General features: G+C 57.5%; 20 protein-coding genes. 1 reads left to right on the top strand and 19 read right to left on the bottom strand.

Features of this window, described 5'->3' with window-relative positions; translation table 11 throughout:
* Positions 1 to 6: 6 nt before the first annotated feature.
* The 12 genes from ACWFUC_RS07520 to ACWFUC_RS07465 all read right to left on the bottom strand — a co-directional run bounded on the left by ACWFUC_RS07520 (position 7) and on the right by ACWFUC_RS07465 (position 10,437).
* Positions 7 to 732 (bottom strand): ABC transporter ATP-binding protein, encoded by a 726-nt coding sequence (locus tag ACWFUC_RS07520; protein WP_489637521.1) that lies wholly within the window; start codon positions 730 to 732, stop codon positions 7 to 9.
* Entirely contained in the window at positions 729 to 1,499 is a 771-nt protein-coding gene (locus ACWFUC_RS07515; RefSeq protein ID WP_489637520.1) for an ABC transporter permease, read from the bottom strand. Before ACWFUC_RS07515 ends, ACWFUC_RS07520 begins: the two co-directional genes overlap by 4 nt.
* A gap of 177 nt (positions 1,500 to 1,676) precedes the next feature.
* Positions 1,677 to 2,006 carry a cupin domain-containing protein gene (locus ACWFUC_RS07510; protein WP_489624531.1) on the bottom strand — a complete coding sequence of 110 codons (330 nt, stop codon included), beginning with the start codon at positions 2,004 to 2,006 and terminating at the stop codon, positions 1,677 to 1,679.
* Entirely contained in the window at positions 2,003 to 2,734 is a 732-nt protein-coding gene (locus tag ACWFUC_RS07505; protein ID WP_489637519.1) for a glycosyltransferase family 2 protein, read from the bottom strand. Before ACWFUC_RS07505 ends, ACWFUC_RS07510 begins: the two co-directional genes overlap by 4 nt.
* Positions 2,731 to 3,366, bottom strand: a complete 636-nt coding sequence (locus ACWFUC_RS07500) for an HAD family hydrolase (RefSeq protein WP_489624529.1) — start codon at positions 3,364 to 3,366, stop codon at positions 2,731 to 2,733. The genes ACWFUC_RS07505 and ACWFUC_RS07500 overlap by 4 nt, the downstream gene beginning before the upstream one ends.
* Positions 3,367 to 3,370: 4 nt before the next feature.
* Positions 3,371 to 3,985 (bottom strand): PI-PLC domain-containing protein, encoded by a 615-nt coding sequence (locus tag ACWFUC_RS07495; protein ID WP_489624528.1) that lies wholly within the window; start codon positions 3,983 to 3,985, stop codon positions 3,371 to 3,373.
* On the bottom strand, positions 3,982 to 4,740 hold the full coding sequence (locus ACWFUC_RS07490) for a glycosyltransferase family 2 protein (protein ID WP_489624527.1): 759 nt from the start codon (positions 4,738 to 4,740) through the stop codon (positions 3,982 to 3,984). Before ACWFUC_RS07490 ends, ACWFUC_RS07495 begins: the two co-directional genes overlap by 4 nt.
* Before the next feature lie 38 nt (positions 4,741 to 4,778).
* Positions 4,779 to 5,327, bottom strand: coding sequence for a dTDP-4-dehydrorhamnose 3,5-epimerase (gene rfbC / locus ACWFUC_RS07485; RefSeq protein ID WP_489624526.1), 549 nt, complete (start codon positions 5,325 to 5,327; stop codon positions 4,779 to 4,781).
* Between the two features lie 3 nt (positions 5,328 to 5,330).
* Complete coding sequence (rfbA, locus tag ACWFUC_RS07480; protein ID WP_489624525.1) at positions 5,331 to 6,215, bottom strand: glucose-1-phosphate thymidylyltransferase RfbA; 885 nt, start codon at positions 6,213 to 6,215, stop codon at positions 5,331 to 5,333.
* A complete protein-coding gene (gene rfbD / locus ACWFUC_RS07475) occupies positions 6,212 to 7,114 on the bottom strand; it encodes a dTDP-4-dehydrorhamnose reductase (RefSeq protein ID WP_489637518.1) in 903 nt (300 codons plus the stop codon). Before rfbD ends, rfbA begins: the two co-directional genes overlap by 4 nt.
* The gene (rfbB, locus tag ACWFUC_RS07470; protein ID WP_489624523.1) at positions 7,111 to 8,181 is read right to left on the bottom strand and encodes a dTDP-glucose 4,6-dehydratase; all 1,071 of its coding nucleotides are present in this window, start codon (positions 8,179 to 8,181) and stop codon (positions 7,111 to 7,113) included. The genes rfbD and rfbB overlap by 4 nt, the downstream gene beginning before the upstream one ends.
* A gap of 297 nt (positions 8,182 to 8,478) precedes the next feature.
* Positions 8,479 to 10,437 (bottom strand): tetratricopeptide repeat protein, encoded by a 1,959-nt coding sequence (locus ACWFUC_RS07465; protein ID WP_489637517.1) that lies wholly within the window; start codon positions 10,435 to 10,437, stop codon positions 8,479 to 8,481.
* 112 nt (positions 10,438 to 10,549) lie between these two features.
* On the opposite strand from ACWFUC_RS07465, the gene ACWFUC_RS07460 reads away from it, so the two are divergent.
* A complete protein-coding gene (locus ACWFUC_RS07460) occupies positions 10,550 to 11,377 on the top strand; it encodes a symmetrical bis(5'-nucleosyl)-tetraphosphatase (RefSeq protein WP_489637516.1) in 828 nt (275 codons plus the stop codon).
* Here ACWFUC_RS07460 and ACWFUC_RS07455 read toward each other — a convergent pair.
* The 7 genes from ACWFUC_RS07455 to ACWFUC_RS07425 all read right to left on the bottom strand — a co-directional run bounded on the left by ACWFUC_RS07455 (position 11,307) and on the right by ACWFUC_RS07425 (position 16,608).
* Entirely contained in the window at positions 11,307 to 12,107 is an 801-nt protein-coding gene (locus ACWFUC_RS07455) for a lysophospholipid acyltransferase family protein (RefSeq protein ID WP_489637515.1), read from the bottom strand. The two genes, ACWFUC_RS07460 and ACWFUC_RS07455, sit on opposite strands and share 71 nt — an antisense overlap.
* Positions 12,108 to 12,243: 136 nt before the next feature.
* Complete coding sequence (locus ACWFUC_RS07450) at positions 12,244 to 13,530, bottom strand: dihydroorotase (protein ID WP_039789323.1); 1,287 nt, start codon at positions 13,528 to 13,530, stop codon at positions 12,244 to 12,246.
* Complete coding sequence (locus tag ACWFUC_RS07445; RefSeq protein WP_489624519.1) at positions 13,530 to 13,814, bottom strand: GIY-YIG nuclease family protein; 285 nt, start codon at positions 13,812 to 13,814, stop codon at positions 13,530 to 13,532. The genes ACWFUC_RS07450 and ACWFUC_RS07445 overlap by 1 nt, the downstream gene beginning before the upstream one ends.
* 173 nt (positions 13,815 to 13,987) lie before the next feature.
* Positions 13,988 to 14,947 carry an aspartate carbamoyltransferase catalytic subunit gene (locus ACWFUC_RS07440; protein ID WP_008334861.1) on the bottom strand — a complete coding sequence of 320 codons (960 nt, stop codon included), beginning with the start codon at positions 14,945 to 14,947 and terminating at the stop codon, positions 13,988 to 13,990.
* On the bottom strand, positions 14,940 to 15,452 hold the full coding sequence (pyrR, locus tag ACWFUC_RS07435) for a bifunctional pyr operon transcriptional regulator/uracil phosphoribosyltransferase PyrR (protein ID WP_121042729.1): 513 nt from the start codon (positions 15,450 to 15,452) through the stop codon (positions 14,940 to 14,942). Before pyrR ends, ACWFUC_RS07440 begins: the two co-directional genes overlap by 8 nt.
* On the bottom strand, positions 15,449 to 15,835 hold the full coding sequence (gene ruvX, locus ACWFUC_RS07430; RefSeq protein WP_008334858.1) for a Holliday junction resolvase RuvX: 387 nt from the start codon (positions 15,833 to 15,835) through the stop codon (positions 15,449 to 15,451). Before ruvX ends, pyrR begins: the two co-directional genes overlap by 4 nt.
* A gap of 14 nt (positions 15,836 to 15,849) precedes the next feature.
* Positions 15,850 to 16,608: a YqgE/AlgH family protein gene (locus ACWFUC_RS07425; protein WP_198516533.1), complete on the bottom strand. Its 759-nt coding sequence runs from the start codon at positions 16,606 to 16,608 to the stop codon at positions 15,850 to 15,852.
* Positions 16,609 to 16,617 lie beyond the last annotated feature (9 nt).

Raw genomic sequence — 16,617 nt, 5'->3', positions numbered from 1 at the left:
TTAAGGTCAACCGTGCTTAGAACGATACAGGTCAAGCCCCTCATCAAAGGCTCCATCGAACACAATACGAGCCTTTTGTACAATGATAAAGCGGTTACAAATATCGCGAAGCTCGCTTGGCGCGTGAGTGGCTATAAAAGCCGTTTCGGCATCGTCGATGGTCTGGCGCAACTTCTGGTTGGCCTTCTTCATAAAGAATTCATCCCCGCCTCCCAGCACCTCATCCAGCACAAGGATAGACGGCTTCTCACTGATCGCAATAGCGAATGCCAGGCGACTACGAAATCCAGATGAAAGATGTTTGAATTGCTTGTCTGCATCATTCTGCAACTCGCAAAACTCAATGATCTCCTCCTTCAACTGTGCAGCGACCTTCACCGGTATTCCCTTGAGAATCATGGCCAAGTCGATATTTTCGCTGACGCTGAGCTCATCCTCCAAACCAATACCTGCGGCCAGCACGGCCGTTGGCTTGCTGCTGGTCCAGACATTACCCGAAGTGGCGGGATAGATTCCAGCTAATACTTTAAGAAGAGTTGTTTTACCATTGCCGTTGCGTCCAACAACGCAGACCTTGTCTCCAGAACTGGCCTCAAAAGATGGAACGCTCAAAATAACCTGGTCGGGAGAGTGACCACGTTTCCGGCGCAGCAACAGACTCTTTATCGACTGGTGGACATGCGCGGCAGGAACAGAGAGCTCCACATTCGAAAATCGTACTGTAGTACTCATAAGTGAATAACCATTTTCTTGCCTAGTTTAGTGGCAACCCATTTCCCAATAAAAATGGAAACCAATGCGAGACAAATCGGAATGATGATTTGCTCGGCGGACATCGGACGGTCAAGAAAAATTGCCTGCGACCATTCGATAAAGTACGTGAATGGATTAAGTTGAATAATCAGCTTGACCGGACCATTCATTGACGAACGTGCATATGCGATAGGTGTCAGCCAGAAGCCTACTTGTAAGCCTAGTCCAATCAGATAAGGAAGGTCGCGCAGCCACGGCGTAAGAATTGCCAACGTCAAGCACAAGCCAAAAAGAAAACAAACCAGCGTCACCAAGATCAGTGGGATCATCAGCAGCGAAAGCGACTGCGTTCCGTGGGCAAAACTAACCAAAACACCAATTAGATAAAACGGCACGACGATAAACAACTCCGACAGCATATCTGCGGTCACCAACAGGCTAGGAGGAATATTGTTGTTCTGCATCAAGGCACGCCGCGACACTAGGCTGCTGCAGGAGCGTGAAATGGTCGCTTGGATAGTGATCCAGATCGCCAAGCCACTTACCAGCCACAGCAAAATATCGGGCATGGTGCTCTTAAACACATATGTCATGATGAAATACATCAGTGCCATCTGTGCCATTGGATTGATACCACTCCAAACCCAACCGATGTAGGTATTGAGCGACCTTTTCTGGATTTCAAAAATGGATAACCTTGTCGCATTCAAGACAAAGGAAATCAGATCAGTCTTGCCTGGTTTCATGGTGGGTAAGCACGGATCTGCCCTGACGCCCGCGGCGCTGGAGCATTGCGATATAGACACCGCCCGGCACCTGACTTGGTGGCCGGGCGGTAGCGGCGATAATTGTAAAGGCAAAGACGGCGATAACAGACCGCTCGCACCTTCTACGTTCAAACGATCGGCTTGATCTTTGGCAGATCAGGCCGGACGTCCTTCATACTTGTCATTGAGCGCGCCTGGCAACTTAACAACTACATTCACCGCATCAGTCAATGCGTAAAAGTCCGTCGCGGTGTTGGGCTCGATCACGATGATGTCGCCTGCAGTCCACTCGCGTCCCAGCATGCGCACCGTACCCGAGATGATCACCGTAAGTTCGGTGGCGAGCTTATGATGATGCTCTCCTTCGTGGTCTCCTGCCTTGTAATGCTTGACGGCGACCTCGCACGCATCGGTGGACAAGGCTGTAGGAGAAAACTTGCCAACGAACCATCCCTTGACCATATCCTCCAGGCGAAAGTGCTTCATATCCGGCCCCCCTTTTCCAGTGCCGCTTCAAACTGCTCGATCTGACGGCCACTCTTGAGCGGGTTGTAAGCCCTGCTTTCGATCTCGAAGACACCGATGCGCAACTGCTCCAGCACCAATTCGTTGAAGGTCGGGCAGATGTAGAATTTGCCATTCACGCGCGCATCCTTGCGAATCGCATTTTTGGCCGCTTTGACGAAACTGCTGCCCTTGGCAAACCAATAGAATCCGACTGTAGCGTTGTTGCTGATCGGATTCTTTTCAGAAGCTTCGACCACCAGCTTGTTCTTGTCCAAACGCACATACGAATAACGCGGATGAATCGACGGGAACACCACTACGCCGGCATCAAGCTCACGTTCACGGAAGCTCGACACCACTTCCTTGAAATCAGCATGCAGCAACTCGTTGCCGTTGACGATCAGCAATTCCTCGTTGGCGTCGATGTCTGCCACGGCCAATAATGCCGTGCAAGCAGCGCCTTCAGTTGGTGCACCAATCTTCAGGACCTTGGCGTGCGACGACAGCAAGCCGAGAATGTTATCTAGGTGATACTTGCGAACATCTTCCTCACGGAAGGCCACGATCAGCTTGCCTGGATTCAACGCCTGGCAGGCCTTGGCCACGCGCTGTATCAGCGGAACCGAATCAAACTCTGTCAGGCACAACGGATAGCCGTCCTCCTGGGTCACCTGGTCTTGCCCTGCGGCCAAAATCAAAATATTCATTTCGAGGCTTCCTCGGCTTCTACCTTCTGAATCATGTTCAAGATGTTGTCGATGTTAACTTCATCGACTTCATTGACCACCAACACATGCGCACCGGAAGCACGCGCAGCGCGAATGCCGTTTTCGTTGTCTTCGACGATCAGACATTCCGATGGCTTCACCCCGAGGCGCTCCATGGTCTTGGTGTAAATCTCGGGATCGGGCTTGCCCTTGACCACGTCCTCAGCAGACAACTGCACATCCAGGTATTGCTCCAGCCTGGATTTCTGCATCATCACTTCGATGGTGGTCCTGATGGAATTGGAGGCAACGCCGAGCTTGTAATTCATCGCCTTGAGCTTGGACAGAGCGTACTCGTGCACGAAACGTGGCTTGCACTGGGCAAACACGATTTCCATCGTGTAGATCTGTTTCATCTCGTTGATGAAGGCATGCAGTTCCGTGGGCAGGCCACGCTCGATGCTCAGCATCTCCAGCTTGCGCTTGGTAGGCAGACCGTCATAAGTGGTCAGGTGGTCGAATCGGCTGATCTCGTAGCCAAACAGCCTCAATGCCTTGTTCAGTGCATCGTAGTGCCAATCCTTAGCCTCGATCAGGACGCCGTCCATATCGAAAACGACTGCTTTAATCATTTGGTCAGATCCTAAAAAAATCCTGCGCCTGCTCTGGCACATCGGTACACAACATCAGGTTCTCACGGTTTGCCAGCGGCCGCAGCATCTCCCACAGCGCAGAGTAATCGCGGCGATGCAGCTCCGACGAGACTACGCATACACGCTTGCCAGTGTCGAGCAAGCCTGCCACGATGGATTCGTCGAACCATTCGACGTCAAAATTATCCAGCCAGATACCCTCGCATTCATCGAGCCATGCGGGGACCCTCTCGACCTCGCTCATCCGCGCGAATACCGGATTGCCTGCTTTGAGATGCATCCGCATGTCGGGAATGGCCATGTCGAAGACGAACCAGGCAGACCGGTCGTAACCAGCCATTTCCATTTTCAGCAGCTCTGCCAGTCCATCCGACTTGATGTTAAGCGCAAGCGGCAATTTGCCATCGGTCAATGCCAAAAATTCGGTGAATGGCATCGCCCCGGACAGGGGCATGTCGTGGGAAATGACCAGTTTCCCGTTGAGGTCGCGGACATCGGTTTCCGTACCGAAACCGAGGTCGAAGGAGCGGCGAAACGCAACGGCTCCATTCTTCTCGGGCACCGTCGTCCAGTAGCCTCGATGGCTGATAATGATCATTGCTGTCCCTTGACGGCTCGCTGCGAAACGGGCAATTGCAGGAAATCTTCCAGATCGGCCGGGATACCCAACCCATACATACCAGCGCGGTCTTGCCCGATATTGTAGAAACCTATTTTGGAATCCGCCTTGATGAGCTGGTTATACACTGGCGCCACATAGAACTCGCCATTAACACGCTCATCGGCTGCAATCATGCCCTCGGCTGCCGAGACGTAATCGCTGCCCTTGGCAAAATTGTAGATTCCCACCGTAGCTTCACTGGAAATCACTTCCTTTTCCACTACCCGCGTGACCGCACCAGCGGCATCGAGTCCAACGAAAGACCACTTGGGATCATTGGCTCCCATGGTCATGATGATGCCGTCCAAGCTGCGCTCAGTCATGGCATCAAGGTAGGCATTGATGTCGACATCGACGTACTGGTCGCTGTTGGCAATCATCAGCGGATCGTCGTTGTTGATGTATTGCTTGGCGGTCAGTACCGTACAGGCCGCCCCTTCCGTGACACCATCGATGCCGATCATGATGCTGCCTGGCGCCCAGTCGGCGAGCTTCTCGGTAAGGCCGTAAGCTGCAATATGCGCGTTCTGACAGATGAAAATGAAACGATGGGGAACCGCAGGACGCAGATTATCAATCACCAGCTTGATCATCGGCACGCCATGGACGGGAATGAGAGGCTTGGGATCCTTATAACCGTTCTTGGCAAAACGGCTTCCGGCGCCGGCCATCGGAATTACGATATTGAGCATATAAATTTCCAGTAGTTACTTTATACGGCACTAGCGGGTCATTCGAATACTTCAGCCGAGAGCAGATTCACGCCTTGCGCATCCTTGGCAGAAACGAGGGGCTGGCCGTCGAGTTCAGGCCACTCGATGGCGATGGCAGGGTCGTTCCAGGCAATGCAGCGCTCATGTTCGGGCGCCCAATAGTCGGTGGTCTTGTAGACAAATTCAGCGCTATCTGACAGTACGACGAACCCGTGCGCAAAACCCTCTGGAATCCACAGCATCCTTTTGTTGTCTGCACTCAGCTCTACCCCTACATATTGGCCGAAGGAAGGGGATTGTCGGCGGATATCCACTGCCACATCGTACACACTGCCTTGAATCACTCGTACCAGCTTACCTTGGGCTTGCTGAATCTGGTAGTGAAGCCCGCGCAGCACATTACGCGCCGAGCGGCTCTGATTGTCCTGCACGAACTTCACTTCCCGGCAAATCAACTCGTTAAATTTGCGTTCGTTAAAGCTCTCGTAGAAATAACCTCGGGCGTCACCGAACACTTGCGGCTCGATGATCACGACATCCTTGATACCAGTCGGAATGGCCTTCATCTCTCAACCACCTTCAACGATACGTTTCAAATACTTTCCGTAGCCGGTTTTGATCAAAGGCTGCGCCAAGCTCTCAAGCTGCGCGGCGTCGATGAACCCCTTGCGGAAAGCGATCTCTTCAGGACAGGCAACCTTGAGTCCCTGACGCTCTTCAATAATCTGGATGAACCTGCCGGCCTCGCTCAAGCTTTCATGGGTACCGGTGTCAAGCCAAGCGTAGCCGCGCCCCATCATCTTGACGTTGAGCTTGCCCTCCTCGAGATAGATACGATTGAGGTCGGTGATTTCCAGCTCGCCTCGCGCCGACGGTTTGAGCGAAGCGGCCAGCTCGGGCGCACGGCCGTCGTAAAAATAAAGCCCGGTCACTGCGTAGTTGCTCTTTGGAACCGCTGGTTTCTCTTCCAGCGAAGTCGCTCGTCCCTGCTCGTCGAACCCAACCACGCCATACCGCTCGGGATCCTGTACGTGGTAAGCAAAAACAGTGGCATTCTCGCTCGCCCGCGATGCATCCTCGAGCATCGGCTGCAAATCGTGGCCGTAGAAAATATTGTCGCCCAGCACCAGGGCGCTGGGCGAATCGGCGAGAAATTCACGGCCAATGATAAATGCTTGTGCCAGCCCGTCCGGGCTGGGCTGCACGGCATATGAAATCTGCATCCCCCAGTCGCGCCCATCCCCCAACAGCTGCTCGAAGCGCGGCGTGTCCTGGGGGGTCGAGATGATCAGAACTTCCCTGATTCCCGCAAGCATCAATGTGCTTAACGGGTAGTAGATCATCGGTTTGTCGTACACCGGCAGCAGTTGCTTGGACACGACCTTGGTCACTGGATGCAAACGGGTACCGGCACCTCCGGCCAGAATGATGCCCTTACGAACTTTTAGACTCATATCTTTTTCTCTGTTATTTCAGCCAGCATACGGACAACGCCGTCCTGCCAGGGAGCCAGACGAACCCCGAACGTCTCGCGGAATTTGGTGGTATCCAGCCGCGAATTAAGCGGACGCTGGGCTGCTACGGGAAACTCGCTGGAGGAAACCGGAAATACTTGTTCGGCAGTGGCCAGAAGCTCCACTCCGGCCTGACGCGCGTAGTCGATCACGAACCTTGCATAGCCATGCCATGACACCTCACCGGCAGCCGTCAGATGATAGATGCCATCCAGGCCGGATTGGGCCATGCAGCGGGAAATGGCGTGAGCCGCCGCATCGGCCAGCAATTCTGCACTGGTAGGAGCGCCAATCTGGTCTGCAACAACATTGAGCGTTTCGCGGGATGCGGCCAGGCGCAGCATTGTCTTGGCAAAATTGCTGCCACGCGCGGCATACACCCAACTGGTACGCAAAATCAGGTGCCGGCAACCGCTTGCCACGATGGCCAGCTCGCCCTCCAGCTTGGTCTGGCCATAGACACTGAGGGGCGCAACGGCATCGTTTTCCTTCCAGCGCGAAACGCCGCTGCCGTCGAACACATAGTCGGTGGAATAATGCACCAGCAAAGCACCGATGGCAGCAGCTTCTCGCGCCATGACACCGGGCGCGCGAGCATTGATCAGCGCTGCCGTGTCTTTGTCTGATTCGGCCTTGTCCACAGCGGTATAGGCTGCGGCGTTGACAATCACATCCGGTCGGATCTCCTTGATTGTTGCCGCGATGCCGTCGAGATTGGTCAGATCGCCACAACGGCGGTCATCGGTGCGACGCAAAGAGATCAGCTCGCCAAGCACTGCCAGACTACGCTGCAGTTCCCAACCGACCTGCCCGTCGCAACCGAAAAGAAGTATCTTCATACGCTTCGATCAGAATAATTCTGTTGCAGCCATTCACGATAGGCGCCCGAACGCACGCGCTCAGTCCACCCCTGATTATCGAGATACCACTCGACCGTCTTGCGAATACCTGTCTCGAAGGTCTCAGCCGGCTTCCAGCCGAGCTCGCTCTCGATCTTGGTGGCGTCAATGGCGTAGCGGCGGTCGTGCCCTGGCCGGTCGGCAACATGGCGGATCTGGGTGCTGTAAGACACCCCATCAGCACGGGGACGGAATTCATCAAGCAACGCACATATACGGCTCACGATGTCGATATTGCATTGTTCGTTCCAACCGCCGACGTTATAGACTTCACCAGCCTTTCCCTTTTGCAGAACCACACGAATGGCCGAGCAGTGATCCTTGACGTACAGCCAGTCGCGTCGCTGGAGCCCGTCGCCATAGACAGGCAGCAGTTCACCAGCAAGCGCATTGGCGATCACAAGTGGAATCAGCTTCTCGGGAAAATGAAGAGGGCCATAATTATTCGAGCAATTGGTCGTCAGCACAGGCAGGCCGTAGGTGTGATGGTAAGCACGGACCATATGGTCGCTGGCCGCCTTGCTGGCTGAATAAGGGCTGTTGGGTTGATATTGGTGCCGCTCGGTAAAGGCAGGCGCATCCGCCTCAAGCGACCCATAAACTTCATCGGTAGAAACATGAAGGAAACGGAAGGACTCGCACTCTTGCCCCTCGAGTGTCTGCCAATAGGACTTCACCGACTCGAGCAGTCTGAACGTGCCAATCACATTGGTCTGCACAAAAATTTCAGGGCCAAGGATAGAACGGTCCACATGCGACTCGGCAGCAAAGTTCACCACCGCACGCGGTTGATACTTTTTCAATAGCTCATTGACCAGCCCGGTATCGCCGATATCGCCCTGAACGAAAACATGCCCGGAATGAGTGGAAAGGGGGGCCAGGTTTTCAGGATTACCGGCGTAGGTCAGCTTATCGAGATTGATGACTTGCTCGTCACTTTGGGCAAACCAGTCAAGCACGAAATTGGATCCAATGAATCCGGCGCCACCGGTAACAAGAATACTCATTAATTTTTCCCAGACGATTTGACTGATTGCTACCTATAAAACGACGCGGCCCATCCACAGCCTCCCCCGCGGGAAGGAATGCTGCGAATGGGCTGCGTTGTAAACGATCTAACTGGTCAGTATACCAATCAGGTTTTATTCGAGTCGGAGTCTAACATTCGCGTTCTGCATCAAGCAAGTGCATCCAGGGTGGAAAGAGGGGTTCGCAGGACCACAAACGAGGATGATTCTCACTACCAAAGTTGCAGCGACTTCGCTTGCATTTCCCCTGCCACCTGTCTTTTGAACAAGAGCGCGTCAATGCATTTCCCTTGCAACGTTTAACAACTGCAGGTCCGTTTCGTCCATCCGCCCCAAGGCATCTTGCAAGAGTGCCGCAACCATATCGGCCGGGGATGGGCGATAAGTCGATACCAATGTGCAGGCCAGCGGCATGGCCACCACGTCGACTGCCCCATACAGGGTGGAATAAGCCACATTGCGATGGGCCAGGCATCGGGTGGGAAGATGTTCAAAGACCTTCCGCGTATGATTGTCTTGGGTCATGCGGTAAGCATTTGCGTAGGAGTCCATGACCTCGGGTCTGGCAATGGCGAACTGATCCGGCATCGCATAACCGATATTAGGGAACAGATATCTCGAATAGTGCTCACTATAAAGAACATCATTCATATGGCAATTCTGGTATATGAAGGACCAATCCAGTTTTGCGTTGCCCGTAAGCAACATATCCGGACGCAAGCGCACTACCAGGTCGAACTGCTCTCGAAGGGCCTTGACTGCCTTATTGCAACGCTCGATCTTGTAGTACATTTTTTCAGCATTGCTCATACGCCGAAATGCCTCATCGCGCTCATCGTCCACCCAGACGTGCGGAGTACCGTAAAAAGCTGCCAGCTCATCTACACGGGCTTCTTCGCTGCATCCCCTCCAAAGGGAGAAAAAGGCCGGATAGCGTTCGCGCATCACCGCCGCGCCATGCTGCTGCCACGCGTGGCGATATGCCCTGGAAAATGCTGGCGGCAAGCACCGCTCATCTTTGGGCGGCACGGGAGCACCGGCACCCGTGTCGCGCAAAGTATGCACAAAAAAAGTCGGTTCATGGTCATGAAGACCAAGGTGCCGCCAGCTTTGGAACGACTGCTGGAAACCACGCAACTGGCCCGATACGCAAACCGCAATCTTGAGCCGACGAGTCGGGCGCATCGTCGATTGGTCATGGCGCGCATTGGAGTTGCGATGCGCAGTCATCAGCCTGACAAGATCAGCGCAGACAGCCCCCAGCGCTTCTGGAGGACGCCGCCCCACCTCTTCGGCCAAAGCCCCACGTACAGGCGGATTGCAAACACTTGCCAGCAAAAAATAGCGATACAGGGTTTCCGGACGGCATTGACCAAAGTGCACGGTACTCTCCGCCAACAATCCGCCGACAATCCCGACATTTTTCACGGTTTGGCGCAAGGCAGCGTCCCAGATTTCGTTGAAGGCGCTGCCGATCAACACGAATGCCCAATGCGAGTACACCTCGAATCCAGCCAAGTATTGCCTTAGCAAAAGGCGCCGTTGCGCGTCGTCGACCAGATCAAAGGTCAGCACCAGGACAGCTGCGGCCTTGCATCGCTGCCCATCGATGCCGTGCAACACGCAGAACCTACGAATGTGAGCCATTCGCTGCAGAAAGACCGGCCTGTCATATTCATGAAAATGGAACATCGCATTACACAGCGCTGGCACAGCATCGGCAGCCACCGTAGCGTCTGGCTGGTAGATCAGCCGCTGGAGCATAGGATCAGCCCCTTGGGATGCACTGAGCTCGCCACCCAGCAAGCCCCACATGTGAACAGTCTGTGCAAAGAACTCGGCTGTGGCCCGGTCGCCAACGCAGGCATTCCACCGCTGCCAGGCATCCAGCAGGGCATCGGCATTTCTCAAAGCTGCGTAGGCACGAGCGAGCAAACCCAGGACCAGCTCATGCTCGGGCAGCGTAGCGCGCACTGCCTCCATCCGGCGTACGCATTCCTCGGCGCGACTTAGCTCCAGCAGGCAGATTCCGAGGCCAACATGGCCAGACAAATCAGCAGGCATTTTGTTGCACCAAGCTTCGTACAGCGGAAGCGCGGCCTCATATCTACCCTCTTCCAAGGCCAGTCTGGCAGACTCCATCAAGTGCGCGCAACGCTCTTCTTTCGCTTTGACGCTTGGACGACGCATGCGCGCGCGGATACGAATCGCCAAAGAGATGCATCGATTCATCATGAAGTGAGACTCGGATAATGTGATTGCAACCTGTGAGCGTCATAATGACGCGCTTATGATGCAAACCATCACTTTAATACATCATCACAATGATCGTAAGAAATTTAACATCATGAAACACTCCTCGACTCATGTCGTCGGTGACCTGCAAGGCTGCCTCCAGCCCCTTCAGTCATTGCTCGGCCAGCTTGGCGCGGACCGCAGCCATTGGCGCCTCATCTTCGCCGGCGACCTCATCAACCGCGGCCCCCAATCCCTTCACACCCTGCGCACAGTGATGCAGATGGGCGAGCGCACCCGGTCCGTCCTGGGCAACCATGACCTGCACCTGCTGGCCGTGGCCTGCGGCATCCGCCCGGCGCACCGCGACGACACCCTCGACGATATCCTCAACGCCCCCGACCGTGAGGAGCTTATCGACTGGCTGCGCCATCGTCCCCTGGCCATCCACGAACAAGGCCACCTGATCGTGCATGCCGGCGTGCTGCCCCAATGGGACCTGCAACAAGCCCTGGCCCTGGCCAGCGAAGTGGAAACCATGCTGCGCAGCAACCAGTGGATGGACTTCCTGCGCCACATGTACGGCAACCAGCCCGATCGCTGGAGCGATGACCTGACCGGCCACGAGCGCCTGCGCTGCATCATCAATGCCTTCACCCGCCTGCGCTTCTGCCAGGCGGACGGGACGATGGATTTTGCGGTGAAGGAAGGCGCGGCGGCAGCGCCGGAAGGACTGATGCCCTGGTTCGAGGTACCAGGGAGGAGGACCGAAGACGTGACCGTGGTCTTCGGTCACTGGTCCACACTGGGTCTGGTGATGCGCCCCAACCTGATCGCTCTCGACACCGGATGCGTCTGGGGCGGCAAGCTCAGTGCGGTGCGACTTGAGGATCGGGCGCTGTTCCAGGTGCAGTGTCCGCAGGCGCGGCGGCCGGGCTGAGCGATTCCGGCGAGTATCCCAGTCCGGTGGCAATGACTTCACGCGCAGTGCGCGCGAGGTCGCGGCGATGCGCGCCGTCCGTGCTGATCAGGGGCAATTGCTTCAGTTCGGCCGTCATCCCCTTGGACTTGAGGATGCTCATGATGCTCTCGGCGATGGACATGTCCCCGATGAAATCAGCCGCCGGATGCAGCCGGCCCTCGCCATCCACATAACGCAGCGCATACGGCTGCACCGGGGCTTTGGCATCGATGGCGGCCTCGAACAGGTTGGCGTGGAAAGGCAGCAGCGTGCCCTGCGCGGCGGTCGTGCCTTCGGGGAAGAAGGCGACGTGCTCGTCCTTCTCGATGCTTTCCACCAGGCCTTTGAAAATGCGCCGCACGTCGCTGGCCTTGCCGCGCGAAATGAAGATGGTGCCGGTCTTGGCGCACAGCCAGCCGATCAGGGGCCAGCTGCGGATTTCCGACTTGGCCACGAAACGGCAGGGCTGCAGAGAATTGACCACGAAGATGTCCAACCAGCTCACATGATTGGACACCAGCAGCGAACGCGGAATCGGCAGCGGGCTGTCGATCTTGATGGCGATGCCGCAGATGCGCAGCAGCTTGCGCGACCAGCGCCGGATGTGCGCCTCCCGCCCCTTCTCGGAGGTGAACGGGAACAGGAAGGCACAGACCGCCATGCCCTTGAAGAGATGCGCGACCAGGCGCAGCAAACGGAAAACGAACATGGCGTATTCGGGTCTTGATGAGGTCGTGATCGAATCGTCGTGACGAAAAACGGCTTGATCGAAATTCAAGATCGAAGTTGCCCGCAATCAACCATCGATCAAGAAAAAATCAAACTGAAAATCAAGCGACAGGTTTTCAGCGCTCGAAGGCAATATGCCCCGAGACGATGGTCGCCTTGACCACGCCCGGCAGCTCATAGCCCAGGAACGGGGTGTGCTTGCCCTGGCTGGCCAGTGCCGAGCCCTGCACCTTCCACAAGGTATTGGGATCGAACAGGCACAGGTCGGCCACGCTGCCCACGGCCAGGTTGCCGGCCTTCAGACCAGCCACCTTGGCGGCGCGATGGGTCACCTTGGAGATGGCCTTGGACAGTACTTCCTTGCCCTCGCCTTCAGTCTCCAGCGCCCACTTCAGCGACAGCGACAGCAGCAGTTCCAGGCCGGTTGCGCCCGGCGAGGCTTCGCCGAAGGGCAGCAGCTTCTCATCGTCATCGACCGGGGTGTGATCCGAGCAGACGGCATCGATGGTGCCATCCAGCAAGGCCGTGCGGATCGCTTCACGGTCGCGCTGCGAGCGCAGCGGCGGCGTCATGCGGGCATTGGAATCGAAGAAGCCGATGTCCAGGTCGCACAGATGGATGTGGTGTACACCCACATCGCAGGTCACCGGCAGGCCTTCGCTCTTGGCCTGGCGCACCAGCTCCAGACCGGCGGCCGAGGACATGCGGCACAGGTGGACGCGGGCACCGGTGGCGCGCATCAGTTCGAACAGGGTATAGAGCGCAATGGTCTCCGACATCACCGGCACGCCCGACAAACCCAGGCGCGAAGCGGCCGGGCCGCTGTGGGCGATGCCGGTGCGGCCCAGGTGCGGGTCCTGCGGGCGCAGCCAGACGGTGTAGTTGAAGGTCTTGGCGTATTGCAGGGCCGACAGCAGCACGGTGGTATCGGTGATCGGCTCTTCGGCTTGCGAGAAGCCGATGCAGCCGGCTTCGGTCAGCTCGGCCATTTCGGTCAGCGCTTTTCCTTTGAGGCCGGCGGTGAGCGCGCCCAGCGGATAGACGTGGGCCTGATTCAGCGAGCGGGCGCGGTGCTTGAGCATTTCCACCAGGCCAGGTTCGTCCAGCACCGGGTCGGTATCCGGCGGGCAGACCAGGCTGGTCACGCCGCCCTGGATGGCGGCCTGCATTTCGGATTCCAGCGTGGCCTTGTATTCGTAGCCGGGCTCGCGCAAGCGGGCCGACAGGTCCACCAGGCCGGGAGCCACGATCAGGCCGGTAGCGTCGATGGTCTTGTTGGCCACGAAGTCGGCCGGGGCCTGGCCGACGCCAACGATCTTGCCGGCGGCCACATACACATCCTGCTGGGCATCGATGCCGTTGGCCGGGTCGATCAGGCGGCCGTTCTTGATATGCAGTTTCATCAGTTGAATGTCTTTTTAGCGAGTCGTCTTAATTCTTCAAAATTTCCTGCGAGCCAGGCTTCTTTTTTCCTGCGAGTCCAGCCCTTCAATTGTCGCTCCGCTGCCAGAGCCTCATCTCTGGTATCGAAGCTTTCCGTCTTCAGCAACTGCACCGGCAGCCGAGTCGAGGTATAGCACTTCAATGCAGCAGACTGATGCTGTGCAATCCGCGTCTCGATATTGTCCGTATGGCCTACGTAATAGCTTCCATCCGAACAGCGTAAAAGATAAACATAAAACGCCATGCTCACCTCTACTTCTGATCGCGCACACCGTGCGCTGACTTCGATACGGCCCTGCGGGCCTACTCAGCCCGAACGGGCTCAGGTGAAACGGGATCGTCAAACATCGACTCCGTTCGCCCTGAGTAGCCGCGCAGCGGCGTATCGAAGGGCAGATTCAGGACACCACACTCAATTCAATTGCCAGCCACGATGCTCATGACCGCCATGCGCACCGCAATGCCGAAGGTCACCTGCGGCAGGATCACGGCCTGTGCACCATCGGCCACGGCCGAATCGATTTCCACGCCGCGGTTCATCGGGCCGGGGTGCATGACGATGGCATCCGGCTTGGCCAGGGCCAGGCGTTCCGGGGTCAGGCCGTAGCTCTTGAAGAACTCCTGCGCCGACGGCAGCAAGGCACCGCTCATGCGCTCGTTCTGCAATCGCAGCATGATGATGACGTCCACATCCTTCAAGCCCTCTTCCATGTTGTGGAAGACGCGCACGCCCATCTGCTCCAGGCCGCTGGGCAGCAAGGTACGCGGACCGATGGCGCGCACTTCCGGCACGCCCAAGGTGGTCAGCGCGTGAATGTCCGAGCGCGCCACGCGGCTGTGCAGGATGTCGCCGACGATGGCCACACGCAGGTTGGTGAAGTCTTTCTTGTAGTGACGGATGGTGTACATGTCCAAGAGACCCTGGGTCGGGTGCGCGTGGCGGCCGTCACCGGCGTTGACCACGTGGACGTGTGACTGCTTCGTATCGATCAGGTGCTTGGCGATCAGGAAGGGCGCGCCCGATTGCGCGTGGCGCACCACGAACATGTCGGCGTGCATGGCCGCCAGGTTGTCGATGGTGTCCAGCAGCGACTCGCCCTTGCTGGTACTGGAGGCCTGGATGTTGAGGTTGATCACGTCCGCCGAGAGGCGCTTGGAGGCGATCTCGAAGGTGGTACGGGTGCGCGTGGAGTTCTCGAAGAACAGGTTGAAGACGCTCTTGCCGCGCATCAGCGGCACCTTCTTGACTTCGCGGTCGCCGATGCTGACGAAGGACGAGGCAGTATCGAGGATGTGCGTCAGGATCGAGCGCGGCAGGCCCTCGATGGTCAGCAGGTGTTGCAGTTCGCCGTTTTTGTTGAGTTGGGGATTAAGCATGGACCACCGTAAGGGAGAAGCGGCCGTCGTCGGCGCGTTGCAGTTGCAGGTTTTCTTGTTTGCTGAGTTCGACCGAGGCCGCGACGAAATCGGCGGCAATGGGCAGCTCGCGGCCACCGCGGTCCACCAGCGCCGCCAGCAGCACGCGCGCCGGACGGCCATAGTCGAACAGTTCGTTGATGGCGGCCCGTGTAGTGCGGCCGGTGTAGAGCACGTCGTCGACCAGCAGGATGGTGGCCCCCTCGACATCGAAGGGAATTTGGCTGGGCTTCACGTCAGCGCGCAGGCCCTTCTCGGAAAAATCGTCACGGTAAAAGGACACGTCGACGAAGCCCAGGCGCTCGGCCAGGCCCAGTTCGGTAGCCAGGCGTTCAGCCAGCCAGGCACCGCCGGAGTGGATGCCCACCAGCGCAACCTCGGTTGCGCCCTGCAGGCCGGCTTGGATCTGCTGTACCAAGGTTTGGTACAGCGCTTCTGCATCAAGCTGGGAAGGTGTTGTGCTCATGAATGTGCGTCGTCAAAGTATTGCTGCAAAATGATGGCGGCCGCCTGGTCGTCGATCTGTTCGCCGCGCTGGTGCTGGATGACCGCCGAACTGTAGCGTTCATCCACCAGCGTGACCTCGAGCCCGTAGCGGCCGTGCAACTGGTTGGCAAAGCGGCGGCAGCGCACGCTCATCTCGTGCTCGGCACCGTCCGGATGCAGGGGCAGGCCGACCACGCAGCGCGCCGGTTGCCACTCCGCAATCAGGCGCGCAATGGCCGCGAACTTGCCGTCGTTGGTCGCTTCGCTGATCACCGCCAGCGGCTGCGCCTGCTTCAGGCCGGTATTGCCCACGGCCACGCCGATGCGCTTCAAGCCGAAGTCGAAGGCCAGGATGGTATCCAAACGTCCCCGCTCCCTCAGGCCCGGCCGGCGTCGCCGGACAGCATCACCGGATCGATGCCCAAGAGGGCCAGCGCCGCCGTGAAGCGTTGCTCCACCGGCAACTCAAAAATGATGGCAGGGTCAGCCTTGACCGTCAGCCAGCCATTGCGGCCGATCTCGCCTTCGAGCTGGCCCGGGCTCCAGCCCGAGCAACCCAGGGTGACCAGCACGCGCTCGGGGCCATCACCGTGGGCCACCGCTTCGAGCACGTCCTTGGAGGTGGTCAGCGCGACCTCATCGGTAACCTGCAGGGTCGAGGAATATTTTTCCGAGGTCGAATGCAGCACGAAGCCGCGCTCCACCTGCACCGGGCCGCCGAACATGACCGGGCGGCGATACAGCTCGGGCATGGCATCGGGGGTGTCGGGCCGGATCTCCAGCTTGAGATTGATGCGGTCGAACAGCACATCCATGGTCATGTCGGTGGGCTTGTTGATGACCACGCCCAGCGCGCCGTTGTGGTTGTGCTCGCAAAGATAGACCACGGTGCCGCCGAAGATCGGGTCCAGCATGGACGGCATGGCGATCAGGAAATGATTGGTCAGGTCCAGTTCCAGCGGGGGACGGACCTCGTCAGCGGCATCGTCGCCCTCGGCCTGGCCGCTGGCATCGGAGCCGGCAGCGTGGCGGGAAGGGGCGTCGGAATGGAATGGGTCGAAAGCGCCAAAGGAATCCACGGATTCGTCGAAATCCTCGGCTGAGAAACTGAAGGGAGAATTGCGTCTCTTGATCATCCCGGCATT

Source organism: Herbaspirillum sp. Her4 (genome assembly GCF_057961335.1).
Note: the sequence above shows the minus strand (reverse complement) of the source record. Positions and strands in the feature narration are given on the sequence as shown.